Raw genomic sequence first — 16477 nt, 5'->3', positions numbered from 1 at the left:
TCAAGACCTCGTTCACAACATCGGAGATTTACCCATTCGCCGTCCCAACAGAGCCCCGCCCACCGCATCGAAAGATGGGCCGCGCACCAACGATGAAATTCGCAATCTCGAAATCCAGCTGATCGATCAGAACGGCACCAACGTCGGTACCACCGAAACCGCGGTCGCCATCAAGATGGCGATGGAGGCCGGCATGGATCTCGTCGAGATTTCGCCGAACACCACGCCTCCCGTTTGCAAGATCATGGACTACGGGAAGTTCAAGTATTCGGCGCAGAAGAAAGCCGCAGAAGCCCGCAAGAAGCAGAAGATCGTCGAGATCAAGGAGATCAAGCTCCGGCCGATGATCGACGATCACGATTACGACGTGAAGATGCGGGCGATGCTTCGCTTTTTTGAAGAAGGCGACAAGGTCAAGATCACGCTGCGCTATCGCGGCCGTGAAATGGCGCATCAGGAAATCGGCACCAAGCTTCTCGACAAGGTGAAGAGCGACGTCGCCGAGATCGCCAAGGTCGAGCAGGACGCACGCTTCGAGGGCCGTCAGGTGGTCATGGTTCTCGCGCCGCGCTAAGGGCATGATCCCGAAAAGTGGGAACCGGTTTTCGGAAAAGATCATGCCCAACGAAAGATAAGCGCCGAACCGATTTTCTTATCGATACGAAAAATGGCGCCGCTCACTGCGGCGCCATTTTCATGTCTACTGATCGATGATCCGCGCCGTTACGAGCGGCGGCTGGCTTCCCACCGTCCGGAGCATTCCATGCTCGAGGATTTGCCGCTCCACTGACCGGAGCCGGAATTGGCCGACAGCTTGCCGCTGGCGCTGGCCTTCTGGTCGCCGCGCGCGATCGCGACGCTGACCGCGCCGGCATCGCCAACACGGCCGGAAATATCGAAGCTGCCGTCGCCGGAATAGCTGACCCGGCCGTCCTCGACCTTCACGGGATAGCTGTAGGCCGGATCGCAATTGCCGGCCTGGGTGATGATGGTGACCTTCCATGCGCCGTCAAACGACCCGGCAGCTTTGGTGGACGCCGGCGGCACAACGGCAGCCAGGACCGCGCCCACGATCATCAAGGCCATGGGATTTGAGAACAAGGTGGTCGTCGCGCTGCGCATGACTGTTGGCATTCCTTCGATTTATGAGTTGGGGCGGGTATAGGGATTATCCGCAGGATCTCATAGTGCAATGCAGCATAGACGCCATGAACCCAGCGGAGGGGTAGCCCGGTGCGGCGGCTTTCCCGGCTCGGCAGGCTGCGAAAAGCCCCGCTTAATCGTTGCCAATTCGCACTTCGTCTGCCATAAGCCCAACCTTCGTCGCCCGGCTGATTAAGGGCTGCCGTGGCGACGCCAATGCTGACTTTCTCCACACGGGATTAAGTTGAGCATTATCAACGCTCTAACGAGCATTTTAGCCGCCAAAGCGCCTCTCGGGGCGGATTTTTGCTGCGGCCACAGGAGAGCCAAATGCCCAAGCTGAAGACCAAGTCGGGCGCCAAAAAGCGCTTCAAAGTGACCGGCACCGGAAAGGTGATGTCCGCCCATGCAGGCAAACGCCACGGCATGATCAAGCGGACCAAAAAGCAGATTCGTCAGCTGCGTGGCACGCGAGTGCTGTTCAAGACCGACGGCGACAACATCAAGAAGTACTTCTTGCCGAACGCCTGAGTCTGAATGCCGCGCACGCGCGGCGCATCTCACTAATCCCGTTTTCACTTTTCCAGATGAAGGACATTCATCATGTCTCGCGTTAAACGCGGCGTCACAGCTCACGCCAAGCACAAGAAAGTCTACAAGGCCGCCAAGGGTTTCCGTGGCCGCCGCAAGAACACCATTCGCGCCGCCAAGGCCGCCGTCGACAAGGCCGGCCAGTATGCCTTCCGCGCGCGCAAGCTGAAGAAGCGCACGTTCCGCGCGCTCTGGATCCAGCGCCTCAACGCGGCTGTGCGTCCGTTCGGCATGACCTACAGCGTGTTTATCAACGGCCTCGCCAAGTCGGGCGTCGTTGTGGATCGCAAGGTGCTGTCGGATCTCGCGATCCACGAACCGGCGGCGTTCCAGGCGATTGCTGAAAAGGCCAAAGCCGCACTCGCGGCGTAAGCTTTGCCCCTCTTGCACGAGGCCGACACGACCGGAGCGTAACAACGCTCCGCTGCGTTCGGCTGGGTGACATGATCCCCGCCGGACGGTTCAACCGAAACCGTTCCGCTGGGGCTTGCAATGTCCGACCTCGTTAAACTCGAAACCGAAATTCTCGGCGCCATCGCCGCCGCCTCCGATGAGGCCGCGCTTGAAGCCGTGCGCGTCGGCGCACTCGGCAAGAAGGGCTCGATCTCAGCGCTGCTCGCGACACTCGGCAAGATGTCGCCGGACGAGCGCAAGACCGAAGGCGCGAAGATCAATCTCGCCAAGGACAAGGTGACCGAAGCGCTGACCGCGCGCCGCGACATTCTCAAGAACGCAGCACTCGATGTCCGGCTCGCGTCGGAAACCATCGACGTCACGCTGCCGACTCGCGAGACGCCCGCCGAGCAGGGCCGCATTCATCCACTCACCCAGGTGATGGACGAACTCACCGCGATCTTCGCCGACATGGGCTTCTCGATCGCCGAAGGTCCGGACATCGAGACCGACGATTACAATTTCACCAAGCTGAATTTCCCCGAAGGCCATCCGGCGCGGGAAATGCACGACACGTTCTTCTTCAATCGCAAGGAAGACGGCTCGCGGCCGCTGCTGCGCACCCATACCTCGCCGGTGCAGGTCCGCACCATGCTGTCGCAGAAGCCGCCGATTCGCGTGATCTGTCCGGGGCGCACCTATCGCATCGACAGCGACGCGACGCATACGCCGCAATTCCATCAGGTCGAAGGGCTTGTGATCGACAAGGGCTCGCATCTCGGCCACCTGAAATGGATTCTCGCAGAATTCTGCAAGGCGTTCTTCGAAGTCGATCACGTCAACATGAAATTCCGTCCGTCGTTCTTCCCGTTCACCGAGCCGTCGCTGGAAGTCGATATCCAGTGCCGTCGCGACAAGGGCGAGATTCGTTTCGGCGAAGGCGAGGACTGGCTGGAGATTCTCGGCTGCGGCATGGTGCATCCGAATGTGCTGCGCGCCTGCGGCATCGATCCTGACGTCTATCAGGGCTTCGCCTGGGGCATGGGCATCGATCGTATCGCGATGTTGAAATACGGCATCAACGATCTGCGCCAGATGTTCGAGTCCGATACGCGCTGGATCAATCACTACGGCTTCAAGCCGCTTGATGTCCCGACGCTGGCGGGAGGGTTGTCGTCGTGAAATTCACCTTCTCCTGGCTGAAAGAGCATCTCGACACCGACGAGCCGCTCGAGAAAATCGCCGACAAGCTCACCATGATCGGGCTCGAGGTCGAACATCTCGACAACAAGGCGAAAGCGCTCAAGCCGTTCACCATCGCCCGCGTGATTTCCGCCGAGCAGCATCCCAATGCCGACCGCCTGCGCGTGTGCATGGTGGATACCGGTGATGGTGGCGCGCCTGTGCAAGTCGTCTGCGGCGCACCGAACGCGCGCGCGGGGCTTGTGAGCGTGTTCTCGCCGCCCGGCACCTACATTCCGGGCAAGGACATCACGCTCGGCATCGGCACCATTCGCGGCGTCGAGAGCCGCGGCATGCTATGTTCCGCCGCCGAACTACAGCTCTCGGAAGATCACGACGGCATCATGGAACTGCCCGCCGATGCGCCGCTTGGCGCGCCTTACGCGGAATGGGCCGGTCTCGGCGACGCGGTGATCGAAATCAATCTCACGCCGAACCGGCAGGACTGCACCGGCGTGCACGGCATCGCGCGCGATCTCGCCGCCGCCGACATGGGCAAGTTCAAGAATCAGGCCCCGAAGCAGATCAAGGGCGAGTTCGCCTCGCCCGTGCAGGTGACCATCGAAGACGCATCGCTATGTCCGGGCTTCGCGCTGCGCCTGGTGCGCGGCGTCAAGAACGGCCCCTCGCCCGAATGGCTGCAACAGCGCCTCACCTCGATCGGCCTTCGCCCGATCAACGCGCTGGTCGACATCACCAACTTCATGACCTTCGACCGCGCGCGCCCGCTGCATGTGTTCGACGCGAAAAAGGTGACGGGCAACCTCACCGTGCGCCGCGCCAAGGCTGGCGAGACGCTGCTGGCGCTCGACGGCAAGACCTACACGCTCGATGAAAGCATCTGCGTGATTGCCGACGAGCATGGTGTGGAATCGCTGGCCGGCATCATGGGCGGCGAAGCCTCGGGCTGCGACGAGACCACCACCGACGTGCTGATCGAATCGGCGCTGTGGAACGAAATCAACATCGCCCAGACCGGCCGCAAGCTCGGCATCAACTCCGACGCCCGTTATCGCTTCGAGCGCGGCGTCGATCCGGCCTTCATGGTGCCGGGCCTTGAGATGGCGACCAAACTTGTGATGGATCTCTGCGGCGGCACGCCGTCGGAAGTCGTCGTCGCGGGCGCAACGCATGGCGATGATCGGATCATCGAATTTCCGGTCGCGGAAGTGAAGCGTCTGGCCGGCATCGAAGTGCCGTTTCCGGAGATGAAGCGCATCCTGAGCCATCTCGGATTCATGATCGCGGGCACCAGTCCCGTGGTGAAGGTCGCGGTGCCGTCGTGGCGCAGCGACGTTCATGGCAAGGCCGACATCGTCGAAGAAATCGTACGCATTGTCGGCGTGGACAGCGTGCCGCTGACGCCGTTCGAGCGTGGCGACGCGCCGCGCAAACCGGTGCTGACCCAGTTGCAGTTGCGCACCCGCCGCGCCAAGCGCGCGCTCGCGGCCCGCGGACTTGTCGAAGCCGTGACGTGGTCGTTTGTCTCCAAGCAGCAGGCCGAGCTGTTCGGCGGCGGTAGCGCTGCCCTCACGCTCGCCAATCCGATCGCGGCGGACCTCTCCGACATGCGGCCTTCGCTGATCACGGGCCTCGTCGCGGCGGCGCAGGCCAACGCGGATCGCGGCTTCTCGGACGTGGCACTGTTCGAGGTCGGGCAGATCTTCAAGGGCGACAGGCCCGAGGATCAGTTCATGGCCGCGAGCGGCGTGCGCCGTGGGTTGGCGTCCTCCAAAGGTATCGGACGTCAGTGGTCCGGCAGCTTCACCGTCGACGCACTCGACGCCAAGGCCGACGCGCTGGCTGTGCTCGCCGCCGCAGGCGCGCCGATGCAGGCGTTGCAGATCGTCTCGGCCGCTGAGTCGAAAAACTTTCCGGCGTGGCTGCATCCCGGCCGCTCCGGCGCGATCCAGGTTGGGCCGCAGAATGTGCTGGGATATTTTGGCGAGCTGCATCCGCGCACGCTCGAAGCGCTGAAGGCCGACGGCCCGCTGGTGGCGTTCGAAATCATCCTTGAGCGGATTCCCGACGCCAAGGCGAAGCCGACCCGCGCCAAGCCGCTGCTCGAACTGTCGCCGTTCCAGCCGGTGTCGCGCGATTTCGCCTTCATCGTGGACCGCAGCGTCAAGGCGGGCGACATCGTCCGCACAGCGCAGGCCGTGGACAAGAAGCTGATTACCGGCGTAACCGTGTTCGACGTCTACGAGGGCAAGGGCATCGACGAGAGCAAGAAGTCCATCGCCATCGCTGTGACGTTGCAACCGCGAGAGAAGACGCTGACCGATCAGGAGATCGACGCGGTGGCTTCAAAAATCATCGCGGACGTCACGAAGAAGACCGGCGGCGTGCTGCGGGGTTAATCGCCCGTCAGCGCGGCCAGACCATCCCGCGCCCGCTCGGCAGCGGCTCCGCCGTCGCGCGTGATTGACTGCGCTTCGGCTTCTTCTTCGTCTGCTCCGCCACCGGCGAATCCTTCAGCGCGCCGATCTTGCGCAGCGCAGCGTCCGCAGCGCGCTCGCCGGACTCCCATGCGCCACCGACGGTGCCCCACTGGGTTTCGTGCGCGGCCTCACCTGCGAAAAACAAACTGCCCAGCGGCTCCATCAAAATCTTCCGCGCCGGCTGGCCGCCGGGCGATGCCGCAGACATGGCGCCGAACACATAAGGCATGTCGTTCCACCGCGTCGCGGTGGTGCGCTTGACGATGTTCTTGATGTCCGCGCCGAACAGTTTGGTCAGCCATTCCGTCGCGAACGCCACCATCGCCGCCTCGCCCCGCGCCGACAATTCCGCGCCGAACGAACCCGCGACATCGACCTGACACAGCGACGAGCCGCCGAGATTGGCCAATAGAAAACCCGTGCTGCGGTCGGTACTCTGTTCGATCACGATGTCGTCGCGCGACAGCCCCAGCGGATTGCCCGGCAATTCGAGCGCGATGTGATCGTAGCTGCCGAGCGTGAGTTTCGAGGCGGCGTCCTGCTGGCGCTTCGGCAGGTCAGGCGCGAACCTGATCTTGCCCGAGAGCAGCGCGTTGGTGGACGCCGTCATGATGACGGCTTTCACGGTGAGCGTGCCCGCCGCGGTCTCAAGCTGCGCGTCGCGGCCGCTCCAGACGATGCGCGTCACCGGCGTGGACAGAACGACCGGCAGCGTCTCGCCGAGTTTCGCGATCAGCGCGCCCAATCCCTGACGGCAAGCCGACGGCCCGTCACGCTGCGCCATGGTCACCAGATCGAGCGCGGAGAGATCCCTCAGATCCTTGCCGGTAGCCATCGCGCCGAGCAGAAAATCCGTCGCGCCCGCCCACACGCCCAGTTCCTTCGGCAGGCCGGCGGCGGCCGGCATATCCGCCTTGCCGCGCACGGCATCGCCCATGGCCCGATTGGCGCGCACGAGCGTGGCGAGAAAATCCTCGGCCTCTCCGGCGCGCGCATTGCGGCGGCCGATCCGCATGCGCTGGCCGCGCGGGGCGGGATACATTTCCATGCCGACGCTGCGCGCGAGCTTTGCCGCCGGACTGGTCTCGGCGTTGTAAAGCCAGCGCGCGCCCCGGTCGAACGGCGCGTCGAACGAGGTCGCGTCGGTGACGCAGCGGCCGCCGAGAAGGGACGCAGCCTCGATCACCACGACCTTGCGGCCTGCGGCGGCAATACGGCGCGCAGCGGCGATACCGGCCACGCCTGCGCCGATCACGGCGATCTCGGCATCGCGCGGCAACGGGGCCGCCAGCGCGCTTCGCCCGAAAGGCGAAAACGCCAGCGCCGCCGAACCGGCTAGGAGATCGCGCCGGGAAATTCTCATGTCATGGTTTCCGAAATTCGACCGAAAGTGGGAACTTGAAGCGAACTTGCCGCATCAAAGGCTTCGCGGCAACGGTCATGGTGAACGTTTGATTATTTCGCCGTCCTGTGCATGAACTAAATTGAAATCGCTTCCGACAACAATACGAGGCGGGAAAAGCAGCCAGAAACGTGCCGCGACCTCGGGAGACATTCATGGGCTTCGTGCTCGATACCGTCGGCAAGGTCATCGCCAGGTACCTTCAGAAGGAGGTGCCGGGTTACGAACCCTTCACGCCGAGCGATCCGGAACGGTTGCGCGGGCTGATCGAGCCCGGTGACGTGCTGCTGGTCGAAGGCAACAACCGCGTTTCCGGCATCATCAAGTATCTCACGCAATCGACGTGGTCTCATGCCGCACTCTATGTCGGCCCAATCGACGGCGCGGTTGAGCCCGACGGCGAACCGCATGTCCTGATCGAGGCCAATATCGGCGAAGGCGTCACCTCCGCGCCGCTCTCGAAATATTATCCCTATCACACCCGCCTCTGCCGTCCGGTGGGTCTGTCGTATGAGGACCGCACCACGGTCTGCCGCTACGCCATCAACCGCATCGGCTTCGGCTACGACACCAAGAACATTCTCGATCTGATGCGCTACCTCATCCCGCTGCCGGTGCCGCAGCGCTGGCGGCGGCGCATGATTTCGTTAGGGTCGGGCGATCCGACCAAAATCATCTGCTCGGCGCTGATCGCACAGGCATTCGGCGTGGTGCGCTATCCGATCCTGCCGAAGATCACGCAGGCCGCAAGCCGTCAGGCGCGGCGTGAAATCCTGCACATCCGCGATTCGTCGCTCTACATGCCGCGCGACTTCGACATCTCGCCGTATTTCGAGATCGTCAAGCCGACCATCGTCCGCGGTTTCGATTACACTGCGCTGCACTGGGCCGATACGACCAAGCCGTCCCCGGAGGTGACGGACGAAGCTGATCCCTTTCCAGAGGGAATCTTCGAAACGCCAGAAGCGCCGCTCGCGCCTGTTGCGGCGTTTGAGCAGGCTTCGCAGGAACGGGAACCGGCGCACGAACGCGCCGCGTGATCCTGAATCCGATCTCGAGCGAAGCGGGTAAATCCGCGCCGCATCATTGCGCGAAGCACTTGCGACGAAGCAATCCCGTTCTTGCCGGCTCAAGGATGGATCGCCTTGCTTCGCTCGCCAGGACGCAGTTGCCACTTGCCAGACACCTTCCCCGTACTTAACTCTCGCCAGATTCTTTGGAGGAAGGCCCATGTTTGACGCCGCGCTCAAGGCGTTGTCCCAGATCCTGTCGCCGCCGATGCGCTCCATCCTGTGGAAGTCGGTCGGCCTCGCCTTGGTGCTGATCGTCGCAGCAGCAGTCGCGCTGCAACGAGCACTGAGCTGGCTCGCCGGATCGGGAGAGGTCTGGGCCGAGACCATGATCGGGTCGGACTATCATACCCTTATCAATGTTCTGGCGTGGATCGTCTCGATTGCCGCGGGGCTCGGCATTGTGGTCGGCGCTGTGTTCCTGATGCCTGCGATTACATCGCTGGTCGCCAGCGTGTTCGTCGATGACGTCGCCGACATTGTCGAGCGTGAACACTATCCCGCCGAGCGTCCCGGCGTCGCGCTGCCGGTCGGACGCGCGATCACCGAAGGCTCGAAGACGGCGCTGCTGACGATTCTGGTCTATCTGATCGCGCTGCCATTCGTGCTGGTCGCTGGTGCTGGCTTCATCGTGTTCTTCATCGCCACCGCCTGGCTGCTCGGCCGCGAGTATTTCGAACTCGCCGCCATGCGCTTCCGCACGCCGGAAGAAGCCAAGCTGATGCGCAAGCAAAACAGCGCGATTGTCTTCACGGCAGGGCTGTTCATTGCCGCCTTCGTGTCGATCCCGATCGTGAATCTGGCGACGCCGCTGTTCGGCATGGCGTTCATGGTTCACATGCACAAGCGGCTGTCAGGCCCACGGCCCGAACTGATCGAGCCAGCGCGCAAATCCAGCGTGCCGGTCTAGGCGCCCGTGTAGAGCGACTTTTCAGGCCATTTGCACAGGTCGTTTATAATGCACTTGCCGCAAAACGGCTTGCGCGCGACGCAGGTGTAGCGGCCGTGCAGGATCAGCCAGTGATGGGCGTGGCGCGCGAATTCCGCCGGCACGATCTTGAGCAAGCCCAGTTCGACCTCGAGCGGATTTTTCCCCGGCGCAAGGCCCGTGCGATTGCCGACACGAAACAGATGGGTGTCCACGGCAATCGTCGACTCGCCGAACGCGATGTTAAGCACGACGTTCGCGGTCTTGCGGCCGACGCCGGGCAACGCCTCCAGCGCCTCGCGGCTGCGCGGCACTTCGCTCCCGTGCAGCGCGATCAACTGCTCTGACAGAGCGATGACGTTCTTCGCTTTGGTGCGATAGAGACCGATGGTCTTGATATAATCGCGAACCGTCTCCTCGCCGAGCGCCACCATTTTTTCCGGCGTGTCGGCGACCGGAAACAGATGCCGCGTCGCCTTGTTGACGCCGACATCGGTCGCCTGCGCCGACAGCGCCACCGCGACCAGCAGCGTGTAGGGATTGAGATGTTCGAGTTCACCCTTCGGCTCGGGATTGGCGCTGCGAAAGCGGCTGAAGGCCTCGATCACTTCCGCCTGCGTCCAGGGCTTCGTTCTGGATTTCTGCCTGGATTTTGACTTAACGGCTTTCGATGGCTGCTTGACCGCCTTGGCGACGCGCGCTTGCGGCTTTGGTTTTGAACGGGACGTGATCGCCTTTTTCGCCATGATTTTGGTATAGTAACTCCCGATGGACGACCGCAACGACTTTGATGCTGTGCATGACGCGGACACACCGTTGTTTTCCGCGCGCCTGACGCCGCACCGCTCGCTCAGCCGCGGCGGATTTCTGGCGCTGATGGGAGTTATCACCGTCGTCAGTTTCGCCGCCGGCGTGATGTTTCTGCTGATGGGCGCGTGGCCGGTGCTCGGTTTCTTCTGCCTCGACGTGCTCATCATCTACGGGGCGTTCCGGCTGAACTTCCGCCGCGCCGCCGCGACCGAAGACATCGTGGTGACGCCATATGAAATTCGCGTGCGCCGGGTCAGCCATCGCGGCCATGTGGTCGAGTGGACACTCAATCCGCTCTGGGTTCGGATCGAGCGCAAGGAGCATGCCGAATTCGGCATCGAGAAACTTTATCTGGTGTCGCGCGGACGGCGGCTGTCGATCGGCAGCTTTCTCGGATCCGAGGAAAAAGCCAGTTTTGCCAGTGCGTTACAGATCGCCCTGATCGCCGCGAAACGCGGGCCGACGCTTAATCCGGTCAGCTAGAGCGCGAGCAGAAATCGGGTGGTTGCGCGGCGGCAGGCGGCCTACATCCGGGTCATGATGCATACAGACGCAACGGATGCCGCCATGATGACCGCCACCATGAAATCCTTGCCTGCCGATCTGAAACTCGCAAAGCCCTCGAAGCAGGGCGCTGCATTGCGCGATTATGATTCCGTTCGCCGCGCCATCGGATTCATCTCGGAGCAGTGGCGTACGCAGCCGACCATCGAGGCGATGGCCGATGCCGCGCATCTGACGCCCGACGAACTGCATCATCTGTTCCGGCGCTGGGCAGGCCTTACGCCGAAGGACTTCATGCAGGCGCTGACCCTCGACAACGCGAAAAGGCTGCTGCGCGATTCCGCCAGCGTGCTCGATGCCGCGTATGACTCCGGCCTCTCCGGTCCGGGGCGGCTGCACGATCTGTTCGTCACCCATGAAGCGATGTCGCCGGGCGAATGGAAAAAGGGCGGCGCGGGCATGACGCTGCGCTATGGCTTCCACCCCTCGCAGTTCGGCATGGCCGTGGTGATCGCCAGCGAACGCGGCCTTGCGGGCCTTGCGTTCGCCGACGAGGGCGAGGAGATGGCGGCACTGGCCGACATGCAGCGGCGCTGGCCGCTGGCGACCTATATCGAATCCTTCGCCGAAACCGCGCCGTTCGCCAAACGCATTTTCGATTCCTCGCAATGGCGCGAAGACCAGCCGCTGCGCGTGGTGCTGATCGGCACCGATTTCGAGGTGCGGGTCTGGGAGACGCTGCTCAAGATTCCAATGGGCCGCGCCACCACCTATGGGGATGTCGCGTGCAAGATCTCAAAGCCGAAAGCCTCGCGCGCGGTCGGTGCCGCGGTCGGCCGGAATCCGATCTCGTTCGTGGTGCCGTGCCATCGCGTGATCGGCAAAAGCGGCGCGCTCACCGGCTATCACTGGGGCATCACGCGCAAACGCGCGATGCTCGGATGGGAAAGCGGACAGGCGGCGGGACTCGTCGCCTAGTTCGTTACGCCAGGTCCTTCACCGACGCCACCGTGGCATCGGCGTTCAAGCGATAGACCACCGGCGCGCCGGTGCCGAGCTCGCGTTTCAGGATCTGCTCCGGCGTCAGCTTTTCCAGCACCATGATCAGTGCACGCAGCGAATTACCATGCGCCGCCACCAGCGTGCGTTCACCACGCAGCACGGCCGGCAGGATTTCCTGCACGTAGTAAGGCAGCGTGCGCGCCAGCGTGTCTTTCAGGCTTTCGCCGCCGGGCGGCGGCACGTCATAGGAACGTCGCCACACCAGCACCTGCTCCTCGCCCCACTTGGCGCGCGCATCATCCTTGTTCAGCCCGGACAGATCACCGTAGTCGCGTTCGTTCAACGCGAGATTCCTTGTAACCGGAATTCCGGTCTGGCCCATTTCCTTGAGTGCGAGGTCGAGCGTGCGCTGCGCGCGCGTCAGCACCGACGTGAACGCCACGTCGAAGGTCAGTCCTTCATCCTTCAGCTTGCGCCCGGCGGCGACGGCTTCCTTGACGCCGAGTTCAGTGAGGTCGGGATCTTTCCAGCCGGTGAACAGATTTTTCAGATTCCATTCGCTCTGGCCATGACGCACAAGCACGAGAAGACGGTCGCTCATTCTTTCAATTCCGATTTTGACAATGGGTTCAAAAGGCGCCGATGCCGAGCACGTCGGCCATGGTGTAGAAGCCGGGCTTCTTGCCCTGCGCCCACATCGCCGCCTTGAGCGCGCCGCGCGCGAAGATCATCCGGTCCTCCGACTTGTGCGCAAGCTCGATGCGCTCGTAAGGACCGGCAAAGATCACCGTGTGGTCGCCGGTCGCGGTGCCGCCGCGCAGCGTCGCGAATCCGATGTCGCCCGCGTTGCGCGCGCCGGTATGGCCATCACGCGCGCGCACCGAGTGCTGTTCGAGATTGATGCCGCGGCCGTCCGCCGCCGCCTGCCCCAGCAGATAGGCCGTGCCCGACGGCGCGTCGATTTTCGCCTTGTGGTGCATTTCGAGAATTTCGATGTCGAAATCCTCATCCAGCGACTTCGCGACCTGCTTGACCAGCGCCGCCAGCAGATTGACGCCGAGACTCATGTTGCCGGACTGGACCACGATGGCCTGCGACGTCACGCTGCGGATCACGGCGTTGTCGGATGACGACAGCCCCGTGGTGCCGATGACATGGACCAGACCGCGCTGGGCGGCGATGGCGACATTGGCGATGGTGGCGGCCGGCACGGTGAAATCCAGGATGCCGTCGGCGTTCTTCGACAGCGACCAGAGATCGCAGGACAGTTCGACGCCGTTGGCGGGGAGCCCCGCCAGCACGCCTGAGTCCTGACCCAGCAGCTCGGAGCCCGGCGCTTCCAGCGCGCCGGCCAGCACCGCACCCGGGGTCTCGTCGATGGCGCGGATCAGCGTTCGGCCCATGCGGCCTCCGGCTCCGGCAACGATCAGGCGCATATCGGCCATTTCCAGCCCTCAAAACTCGTTTTAAAACCTGTTCTTGCGGTATAGCGGCGCCGGGGCGCGGCGGCAACCATGGGGTCACGCAAGCGTCATACGGACATCCTAACGCTCCATGTCAGACTGACCGAGGGACAACCTCCATGCGCCTGCTGTTTGCCGCATCCGCCGCGATGCTCGCGATGATCGCTTTGCTCCCATCCGCTGGTGCCGCCGAGCGCATCGGCGGTGACAACGCCTTCTCGTTCGTGGCGCTCGGCGACATGCCCTACAATCTTCCGGACGATTACGCGAAGTTCGACCGGCTGATAGCTGCGGTCAACGCGCTGAAGCCCGCCTTCACCCTGCATGTGGGCGATATCAAATCCGGCGCGCTTCCGTGCAGCGACGACGTGCTGAAAAAATCCTACGACCAGATCCAGACCTTCGAGGGCGCGCTGGTCTACACCATCGGCGATAACGAGTGGATCGACTGCCACCGCAAGGCTGCCGGAAGCTTCGATCCGCGCGAGCGGCTGGCCAAGCTGCGCGAGATGTTTTTCGCCGTGCCGGGAAAATCGCTCGGCAAGACGCCGCTCGACGTTGAAAGCCAGGCATCGGTAATGCCGGAATTTTCAACCTATGTGGAGAACACGCGTTTCGCCAAGAACGGCGTGATGTTCCTGAGTGCGCATGTGCCAGGCTCCAACAACGGCTTCGAGGCGCAGGACCTCGAGGGCGTGAAAGAGTTTTTCGCCCGCGACAAGGCTAACGTCGCATGGATCGAGGCGAGCTTCGCCAAGGCCCAGGCGGACAACGCCAAGGCTGTGGTGATGTTCGTGCAGGCGGAATTCAACGAGGCGCGGTTTCCAAACGGCGCGATGCCGCGCCAGTCCGGCTTCACCAACACGCTCGACGCCATCGAAGCCGGCGCGACGCGCTTCGGAAAGCCGGTGCTGCTGATCCACGGCGACGAGCATTATTTTTCCATCGCGCCACTGCGCAACAGCAAGGGCAGGCCGATTCCCGGCGTCAACAAGCTGATGGTCTATGGCGATACGCTGGTTCACGCGGTCCGCGTGATCGTCGATCCCGACAGTCCCAACGTGTTCGGGTTCGTGCCGCTGATCGTTCCGGAAAACGGGATGGGAAAATAACTTTCAAGGCTGCTCGCCGTCATAGCCCTCGATGATGACGATCTCGCCGCTGGAATGCGGCGCCCGAGCCTTCACAAGATCCGCATATTCCGGCGATTTGTAGCAGGCCAGCGCGGTCGCGTAGTCCTTGAACTCAAGCACGACATTGCGCGAACGGGCCGGGCCTTCATGCGCTTCGTGGGTGCCGCCGCGCACCAGAAACTTCGCGCCGTATTTCTTGAACACCGCGCCGTTGTGAGCGACGTAATCCCGCTTGTAGCCGTCGAGGTCATGCACATCGATGCGTGCGATCCAGTAACCCTTGGCCATTTTGTCTCCCTTGTTCTGATTGAGCCTTGTTCGGTCAGCCGGCCGCCTGAGCAATTTCCGCGGCGATGGCATCCGCCGCCGCTTTCGGATCGGACGCTTCCACGATGGGCCGCCCGACCACCAGATAGTTCGCGCCTGCGGCAATGGCGCGACCCGGCGTCATGATGCGCTTCTGGTCGCCCACGGCGCTGCCGGCGGGGCGAATTCCCGGCGTCACCAGCGCCATCTGCGGGCCGACGATACCGCGCACGGTGGCCGCCTCCTCGCCGGAACACACCAGCCCGTCGATGCCTAGCGCCTGCGCCTGCAACGCCCGCGCCTTTACAAGCTCGGACACACCGAACCGCGATCCCGTCGCGTGCAGATCGTCGTCGTCGTAGGAGGTCAGCACCGTCACCGCGAGGATCTTCAGCGACGATCCGCGCGCCTCGACCGCCGCCTTCATCGTCTGCGGATAGGCATGGACCGTGAGGAACGTCGCGCCGAGCTTCACGATGTTCTCGACGCCCTTCCCGACCGTGTTGCCGATGTCGTGCAGCTTGAGATCGACGAAAACCTTCTTGCCGCGATCCGCGAGTTTCGGAACCAGTGAAAGGCCTCCGGCATAGGCGAGCTGATAGCCCACCTTGTAGAAGGTCACGCTGTCTCCGAGCCGCGTGATCAGCGCCTCGGCGGCCTCGACGCTGGAGAGATCGAGCGCGAGGATCAGTCGGTCGCGGGCGTCAATCGTGTGTGCTTGCATCATGCGGCCTCACATCATCTGTTGGGCGACATCGATCAGCTGGCGCAGTGTTCCGCGCAACTGTTCGGCGTCGCCGGGTTCCTTGAGGCGATCCATGTCGTCGAACGCGTGACCGGCGAAGGACAGCGCCATCTGTTTCGGGATCACCGTCGCGCCGCAGCCCAGCGCCAGAATCTGGCGCAGCGCCATCAGAACACGAAGGCCGCCGAATTTTCCGTCGGATGCGGCGCCGATCGCAAAGGCGCGCTCGCGAAACACCTGACCGAACGTCTCGCCGCGATCGCGCACCCGCGTCGTCCAGTCGATGGCGTTCTTCAGAAGCGGCGGCACCGATGAATTGTATTCGGGGCTGACAATGAACACGCCGTGATGCGCGCCGATCATGCGCTTGAGATTGACCGCGTTGGCCGGCACGCCTGACTTCGCCTCGAGGTCGCCGTCATAGATCGGCAGCGGATAGTCGGCGAGCGAGATCAGCGTCACCTCGACATCGAGCAGCGCCAGTTCCCTGACCACCACGGCGGCGAGCCGTGCATTGAACGAGCCGGTGCGCAGCGAGCCCGGAATGACGAGAATTTTCAGCGCGGCCATGATGTCAGGACTAAAACGTTTTCCGGCGCAGGGAAAGCCGGTTCACCGTCTTCCTCCACCCCTCCGTCGGGGAGAGGTCGGCGCACAGCGCCTGTTAGCCCTTGCGATAGACCCAGACGCGGGCCGGGGGCAGATTCATCCAGATCCGCTCGGAGGCCTGGGTCTGAATACCGGGCAGCGATTTCGGGATCGGCGGCGCCACCGAATAGGTGAACTGGATGAAAGGCGCGCCGGCTTCCATTTTCAGGAACGCATCGCGCATCAGCTTCATGCGGATCATCATCGGCTTGGTGACAAGCGGCAGGCCCGACACCATCGCAGCGGCGGGCTCTTTCAATTCAGATAGCGTCTGGTCGAGATTGTAGGCGTCGCCCTGAATCACGGTCGCCTGCGGGTAGCGCTCGCTCAGCAGCGCGCAAAACCCCGGATCGAATTCCACCAGCAGCAGGCGCTTCTCGGCCACACCGTGCGCGATCAGCGCATCGGTAATCGCGCCGGTGCCGGGGCCAAGTTCGATGACAGGTCCATCGGAATGAATATCGACGTATCGGGCAACCGCGCGGGCCAGCACCTTGCTGGAGGGCATCACCGCGCCCATGCGAAGCGGCTTTTCAATCCATGAGCGGAGAAAACGAACTTCGTCATCGAGACGAAGCGGTTTCTTCAACGCACGCACGGAGGGCTGGGGGGCCATGTCACTTCCAACGGAGCCCGGGGCCGGGCGGGGCGTCAAA

General features: G+C 63.1%; 19 protein-coding genes. 10 read left to right on the top strand and 9 right to left on the bottom strand.

Going from position 1 to position 16477, the window contains the following annotated elements; all coding sequences use genetic code 11:
- Positions 1–34: 34 nt before the first annotated feature.
- Positions 35–574 carry a translation initiation factor IF-3 gene (gene infC / locus AC1RKJ_RS13635; protein ID WP_492792737.1) on the top strand — a complete coding sequence of 180 codons (540 nt, stop codon included), beginning with the start codon at positions 35–37 and terminating at the stop codon, positions 572–574.
- A gap of 149 nt (positions 575–723) precedes the next feature.
- Here infC and AC1RKJ_RS13630 read toward each other — a convergent pair whose 3' ends face one another.
- Positions 724–1122 (bottom strand): hypothetical protein, encoded by a 399-nt coding sequence (locus tag AC1RKJ_RS13630; RefSeq protein WP_492791485.1) that lies wholly within the window; start codon positions 1120–1122, stop codon positions 724–726.
- Positions 1123–1473: 351 nt separating this feature from the next.
- Here AC1RKJ_RS13630 and rpmI point away from each other — a divergent pair, with 351 nt between their 5' ends.
- The 4 genes from rpmI (at position 1474) to pheT (ending at position 5729) form a co-directional block, all read left to right on the top strand.
- Complete coding sequence (rpmI, locus tag AC1RKJ_RS13625; RefSeq protein WP_044405954.1) at positions 1474–1674, top strand: 50S ribosomal protein L35; 201 nt, start codon at positions 1474–1476, stop codon at positions 1672–1674.
- 72 nt (positions 1675–1746) lie between these two features.
- Positions 1747–2106 (top strand): 50S ribosomal protein L20, encoded by a 360-nt coding sequence (gene rplT / locus AC1RKJ_RS13620; RefSeq protein WP_492791484.1) that lies wholly within the window; start codon positions 1747–1749, stop codon positions 2104–2106.
- A 120-nt stretch (positions 2107–2226) separates the two neighbouring features.
- Complete coding sequence (gene pheS, locus AC1RKJ_RS13615) at positions 2227–3309, top strand: phenylalanine--tRNA ligase subunit alpha (protein WP_492791483.1); 1083 nt, start codon at positions 2227–2229, stop codon at positions 3307–3309.
- Positions 3306–5729, top strand: a complete 2424-nt coding sequence (pheT, locus tag AC1RKJ_RS13610) for a phenylalanine--tRNA ligase subunit beta (RefSeq protein ID WP_492791482.1) — start codon at positions 3306–3308, stop codon at positions 5727–5729. Before pheS ends, pheT begins: the two co-directional genes overlap by 4 nt.
- A 7-nt stretch (positions 5730–5736) precedes the next feature.
- Here the strand turns inward: pheT and AC1RKJ_RS13605 are convergent, their stop codons facing one another.
- Complete coding sequence (locus AC1RKJ_RS13605) at positions 5737–7173, bottom strand: flavin monoamine oxidase family protein (protein ID WP_492791481.1); 1437 nt, start codon at positions 7171–7173, stop codon at positions 5737–5739.
- Positions 7174–7367: 194 nt separating this feature from the next.
- Here AC1RKJ_RS13605 and AC1RKJ_RS13600 point away from each other — a divergent pair, with 194 nt between their 5' ends.
- The gene (locus AC1RKJ_RS13600) at positions 7368–8252 is read left to right on the top strand and encodes a YiiX/YebB-like N1pC/P60 family cysteine hydrolase (RefSeq protein ID WP_492791480.1); all 885 of its coding nucleotides are present in this window, start codon (positions 7368–7370) and stop codon (positions 8250–8252) included.
- A 190-nt stretch (positions 8253–8442) separates the two neighbouring features.
- On the top strand, positions 8443–9192 hold the full coding sequence (locus tag AC1RKJ_RS13595) for a sulfate transporter family protein (RefSeq protein WP_492791479.1): 750 nt from the start codon (positions 8443–8445) through the stop codon (positions 9190–9192).
- Here AC1RKJ_RS13595 and nth read toward each other — a convergent pair.
- Positions 9189–9956 carry an endonuclease III gene (nth, locus tag AC1RKJ_RS13590; RefSeq protein WP_492791478.1) on the bottom strand — a complete coding sequence of 256 codons (768 nt, stop codon included), beginning with the start codon at positions 9954–9956 and terminating at the stop codon, positions 9189–9191. The two genes, AC1RKJ_RS13595 and nth, sit on opposite strands and share 4 nt — an antisense overlap.
- A 22-nt stretch (positions 9957–9978) precedes the next feature.
- On the opposite strand from nth, the gene AC1RKJ_RS13585 reads away from it, so the two are divergent.
- Together AC1RKJ_RS13585 and AC1RKJ_RS13580 are read left to right on the top strand one after the other, a co-directional pair.
- Positions 9979–10503, top strand: coding sequence for a DUF2244 domain-containing protein (locus AC1RKJ_RS13585; protein ID WP_492791477.1), 525 nt, complete (start codon positions 9979–9981; stop codon positions 10501–10503).
- A gap of 84 nt (positions 10504–10587) precedes the next feature.
- Positions 10588–11502, top strand: coding sequence for a methylated-DNA--[protein]-cysteine S-methyltransferase (locus AC1RKJ_RS13580; RefSeq protein ID WP_492791476.1), 915 nt, complete (start codon positions 10588–10590; stop codon positions 11500–11502).
- 4 nt (positions 11503–11506) lie between these two features.
- Here the strand turns inward: AC1RKJ_RS13580 and AC1RKJ_RS13575 are convergent, their stop codons facing one another.
- Both AC1RKJ_RS13575 and dapB read right to left on the bottom strand, forming a co-directional pair.
- Entirely contained in the window at positions 11507–12127 is a 621-nt protein-coding gene (locus AC1RKJ_RS13575; protein ID WP_492791475.1) for a 2,3-bisphosphoglycerate-dependent phosphoglycerate mutase, read from the bottom strand.
- A gap of 28 nt (positions 12128–12155) precedes the next feature.
- Positions 12156–12971, bottom strand: a complete 816-nt coding sequence (gene dapB / locus AC1RKJ_RS13570; RefSeq protein WP_492791474.1) for a 4-hydroxy-tetrahydrodipicolinate reductase — start codon at positions 12969–12971, stop codon at positions 12156–12158.
- Between the two features lie 137 nt (positions 12972–13108).
- On the opposite strand from dapB, the gene AC1RKJ_RS13565 reads away from it, so the two are divergent.
- Complete coding sequence (locus AC1RKJ_RS13565; RefSeq protein WP_492791473.1) at positions 13109–14101, top strand: hypothetical protein; 993 nt, start codon at positions 13109–13111, stop codon at positions 14099–14101.
- A 3-nt stretch (positions 14102–14104) separates the two neighbouring features.
- Here AC1RKJ_RS13565 and AC1RKJ_RS13560 read toward each other — a convergent pair whose 3' ends face one another.
- The 4 genes from AC1RKJ_RS13560 to AC1RKJ_RS13545 form a co-directional block, all read right to left on the bottom strand.
- The gene (locus AC1RKJ_RS13560) at positions 14105–14410 is read right to left on the bottom strand and encodes a DUF1330 domain-containing protein (RefSeq protein ID WP_492791472.1); all 306 of its coding nucleotides are present in this window, start codon (positions 14408–14410) and stop codon (positions 14105–14107) included.
- Positions 14411–14444: 34 nt separating this feature from the next.
- Entirely contained in the window at positions 14445–15155 is a 711-nt protein-coding gene (gene pyrF / locus AC1RKJ_RS13555; protein WP_492791471.1) for an orotidine-5'-phosphate decarboxylase, read from the bottom strand.
- A gap of 6 nt (positions 15156–15161) precedes the next feature.
- Positions 15162–15743: an NADPH-dependent FMN reductase gene (locus AC1RKJ_RS13550; RefSeq protein WP_492791470.1), complete on the bottom strand. Its 582-nt coding sequence runs from the start codon at positions 15741–15743 to the stop codon at positions 15162–15164.
- 94 nt (positions 15744–15837) lie between these two features.
- Positions 15838–16437: a class I SAM-dependent methyltransferase gene (locus AC1RKJ_RS13545; RefSeq protein ID WP_492791469.1), complete on the bottom strand. Its 600-nt coding sequence runs from the start codon at positions 16435–16437 to the stop codon at positions 15838–15840.
- Between the last annotated feature and the right edge of the window lie 40 nt (positions 16438–16477).

The organism is Afipia sp. GW822-FHT04G07, from assembly GCF_058800765.1.
This window is presented reverse-complemented; position numbering and strand designations above follow the sequence as displayed.

Coding starts and splice junctions, on each gene's coding strand:
- rplT (WP_492791484.1), top strand. CDS start 1,747: ATGTCTCGCGTTAAACGCGGCGTCACAGCTCACGCCAAGCACAAGAAA.
- AC1RKJ_RS13560 (WP_492791472.1), bottom strand. CDS start 14,410: ATGGCCAAGGGTTACTGGATCGCACGCATCGATGTGCATGACCTCGAC.
- AC1RKJ_RS13605 (WP_492791481.1), bottom strand. CDS start 7,173: ATGAGAATTTCCCGGCGCGATCTCCTAGCCGGTTCGGCGGCGCTGGCG.
- AC1RKJ_RS13600 (WP_492791480.1), top strand. CDS start 7,368: ATGGGCTTCGTGCTCGATACCGTCGGCAAGGTCATCGCCAGGTACCTT.
- AC1RKJ_RS13630 (WP_492791485.1), bottom strand. CDS start 1,122: ATGCGCAGCGCGACGACCACCTTGTTCTCAAATCCCATGGCCTTGATG.
- rpmI (WP_044405954.1), top strand. CDS start 1,474: ATGCCCAAGCTGAAGACCAAGTCGGGCGCCAAAAAGCGCTTCAAAGTG.
- pheS (WP_492791483.1), top strand. CDS start 2,227: ATGTCCGACCTCGTTAAACTCGAAACCGAAATTCTCGGCGCCATCGCC.
- AC1RKJ_RS13585 (WP_492791477.1), top strand. CDS start 9,979: ATGGACGACCGCAACGACTTTGATGCTGTGCATGACGCGGACACACCG.
- dapB (WP_492791474.1), bottom strand. CDS start 12,971: ATGGCCGATATGCGCCTGATCGTTGCCGGAGCCGGAGGCCGCATGGGC.
- AC1RKJ_RS13595 (WP_492791479.1), top strand. CDS start 8,443: ATGTTTGACGCCGCGCTCAAGGCGTTGTCCCAGATCCTGTCGCCGCCG.
- AC1RKJ_RS13565 (WP_492791473.1), top strand. CDS start 13,109: ATGCGCCTGCTGTTTGCCGCATCCGCCGCGATGCTCGCGATGATCGCT.
- AC1RKJ_RS13545 (WP_492791469.1), bottom strand. CDS start 16,437: ATGGCCCCCCAGCCCTCCGTGCGTGCGTTGAAGAAACCGCTTCGTCTC.
- AC1RKJ_RS13580 (WP_492791476.1), top strand. CDS start 10,588: ATGATGACCGCCACCATGAAATCCTTGCCTGCCGATCTGAAACTCGCA.
- AC1RKJ_RS13575 (WP_492791475.1), bottom strand. CDS start 12,127: ATGAGCGACCGTCTTCTCGTGCTTGTGCGTCATGGCCAGAGCGAATGG.
- AC1RKJ_RS13550 (WP_492791470.1), bottom strand. CDS start 15,743: ATGGCCGCGCTGAAAATTCTCGTCATTCCGGGCTCGCTGCGCACCGGC.
- nth (WP_492791478.1), bottom strand. CDS start 9,956: ATGGCGAAAAAGGCGATCACGTCCCGTTCAAAACCAAAGCCGCAAGCG.
- pyrF (WP_492791471.1), bottom strand. CDS start 15,155: ATGATGCAAGCACACACGATTGACGCCCGCGACCGACTGATCCTCGCG.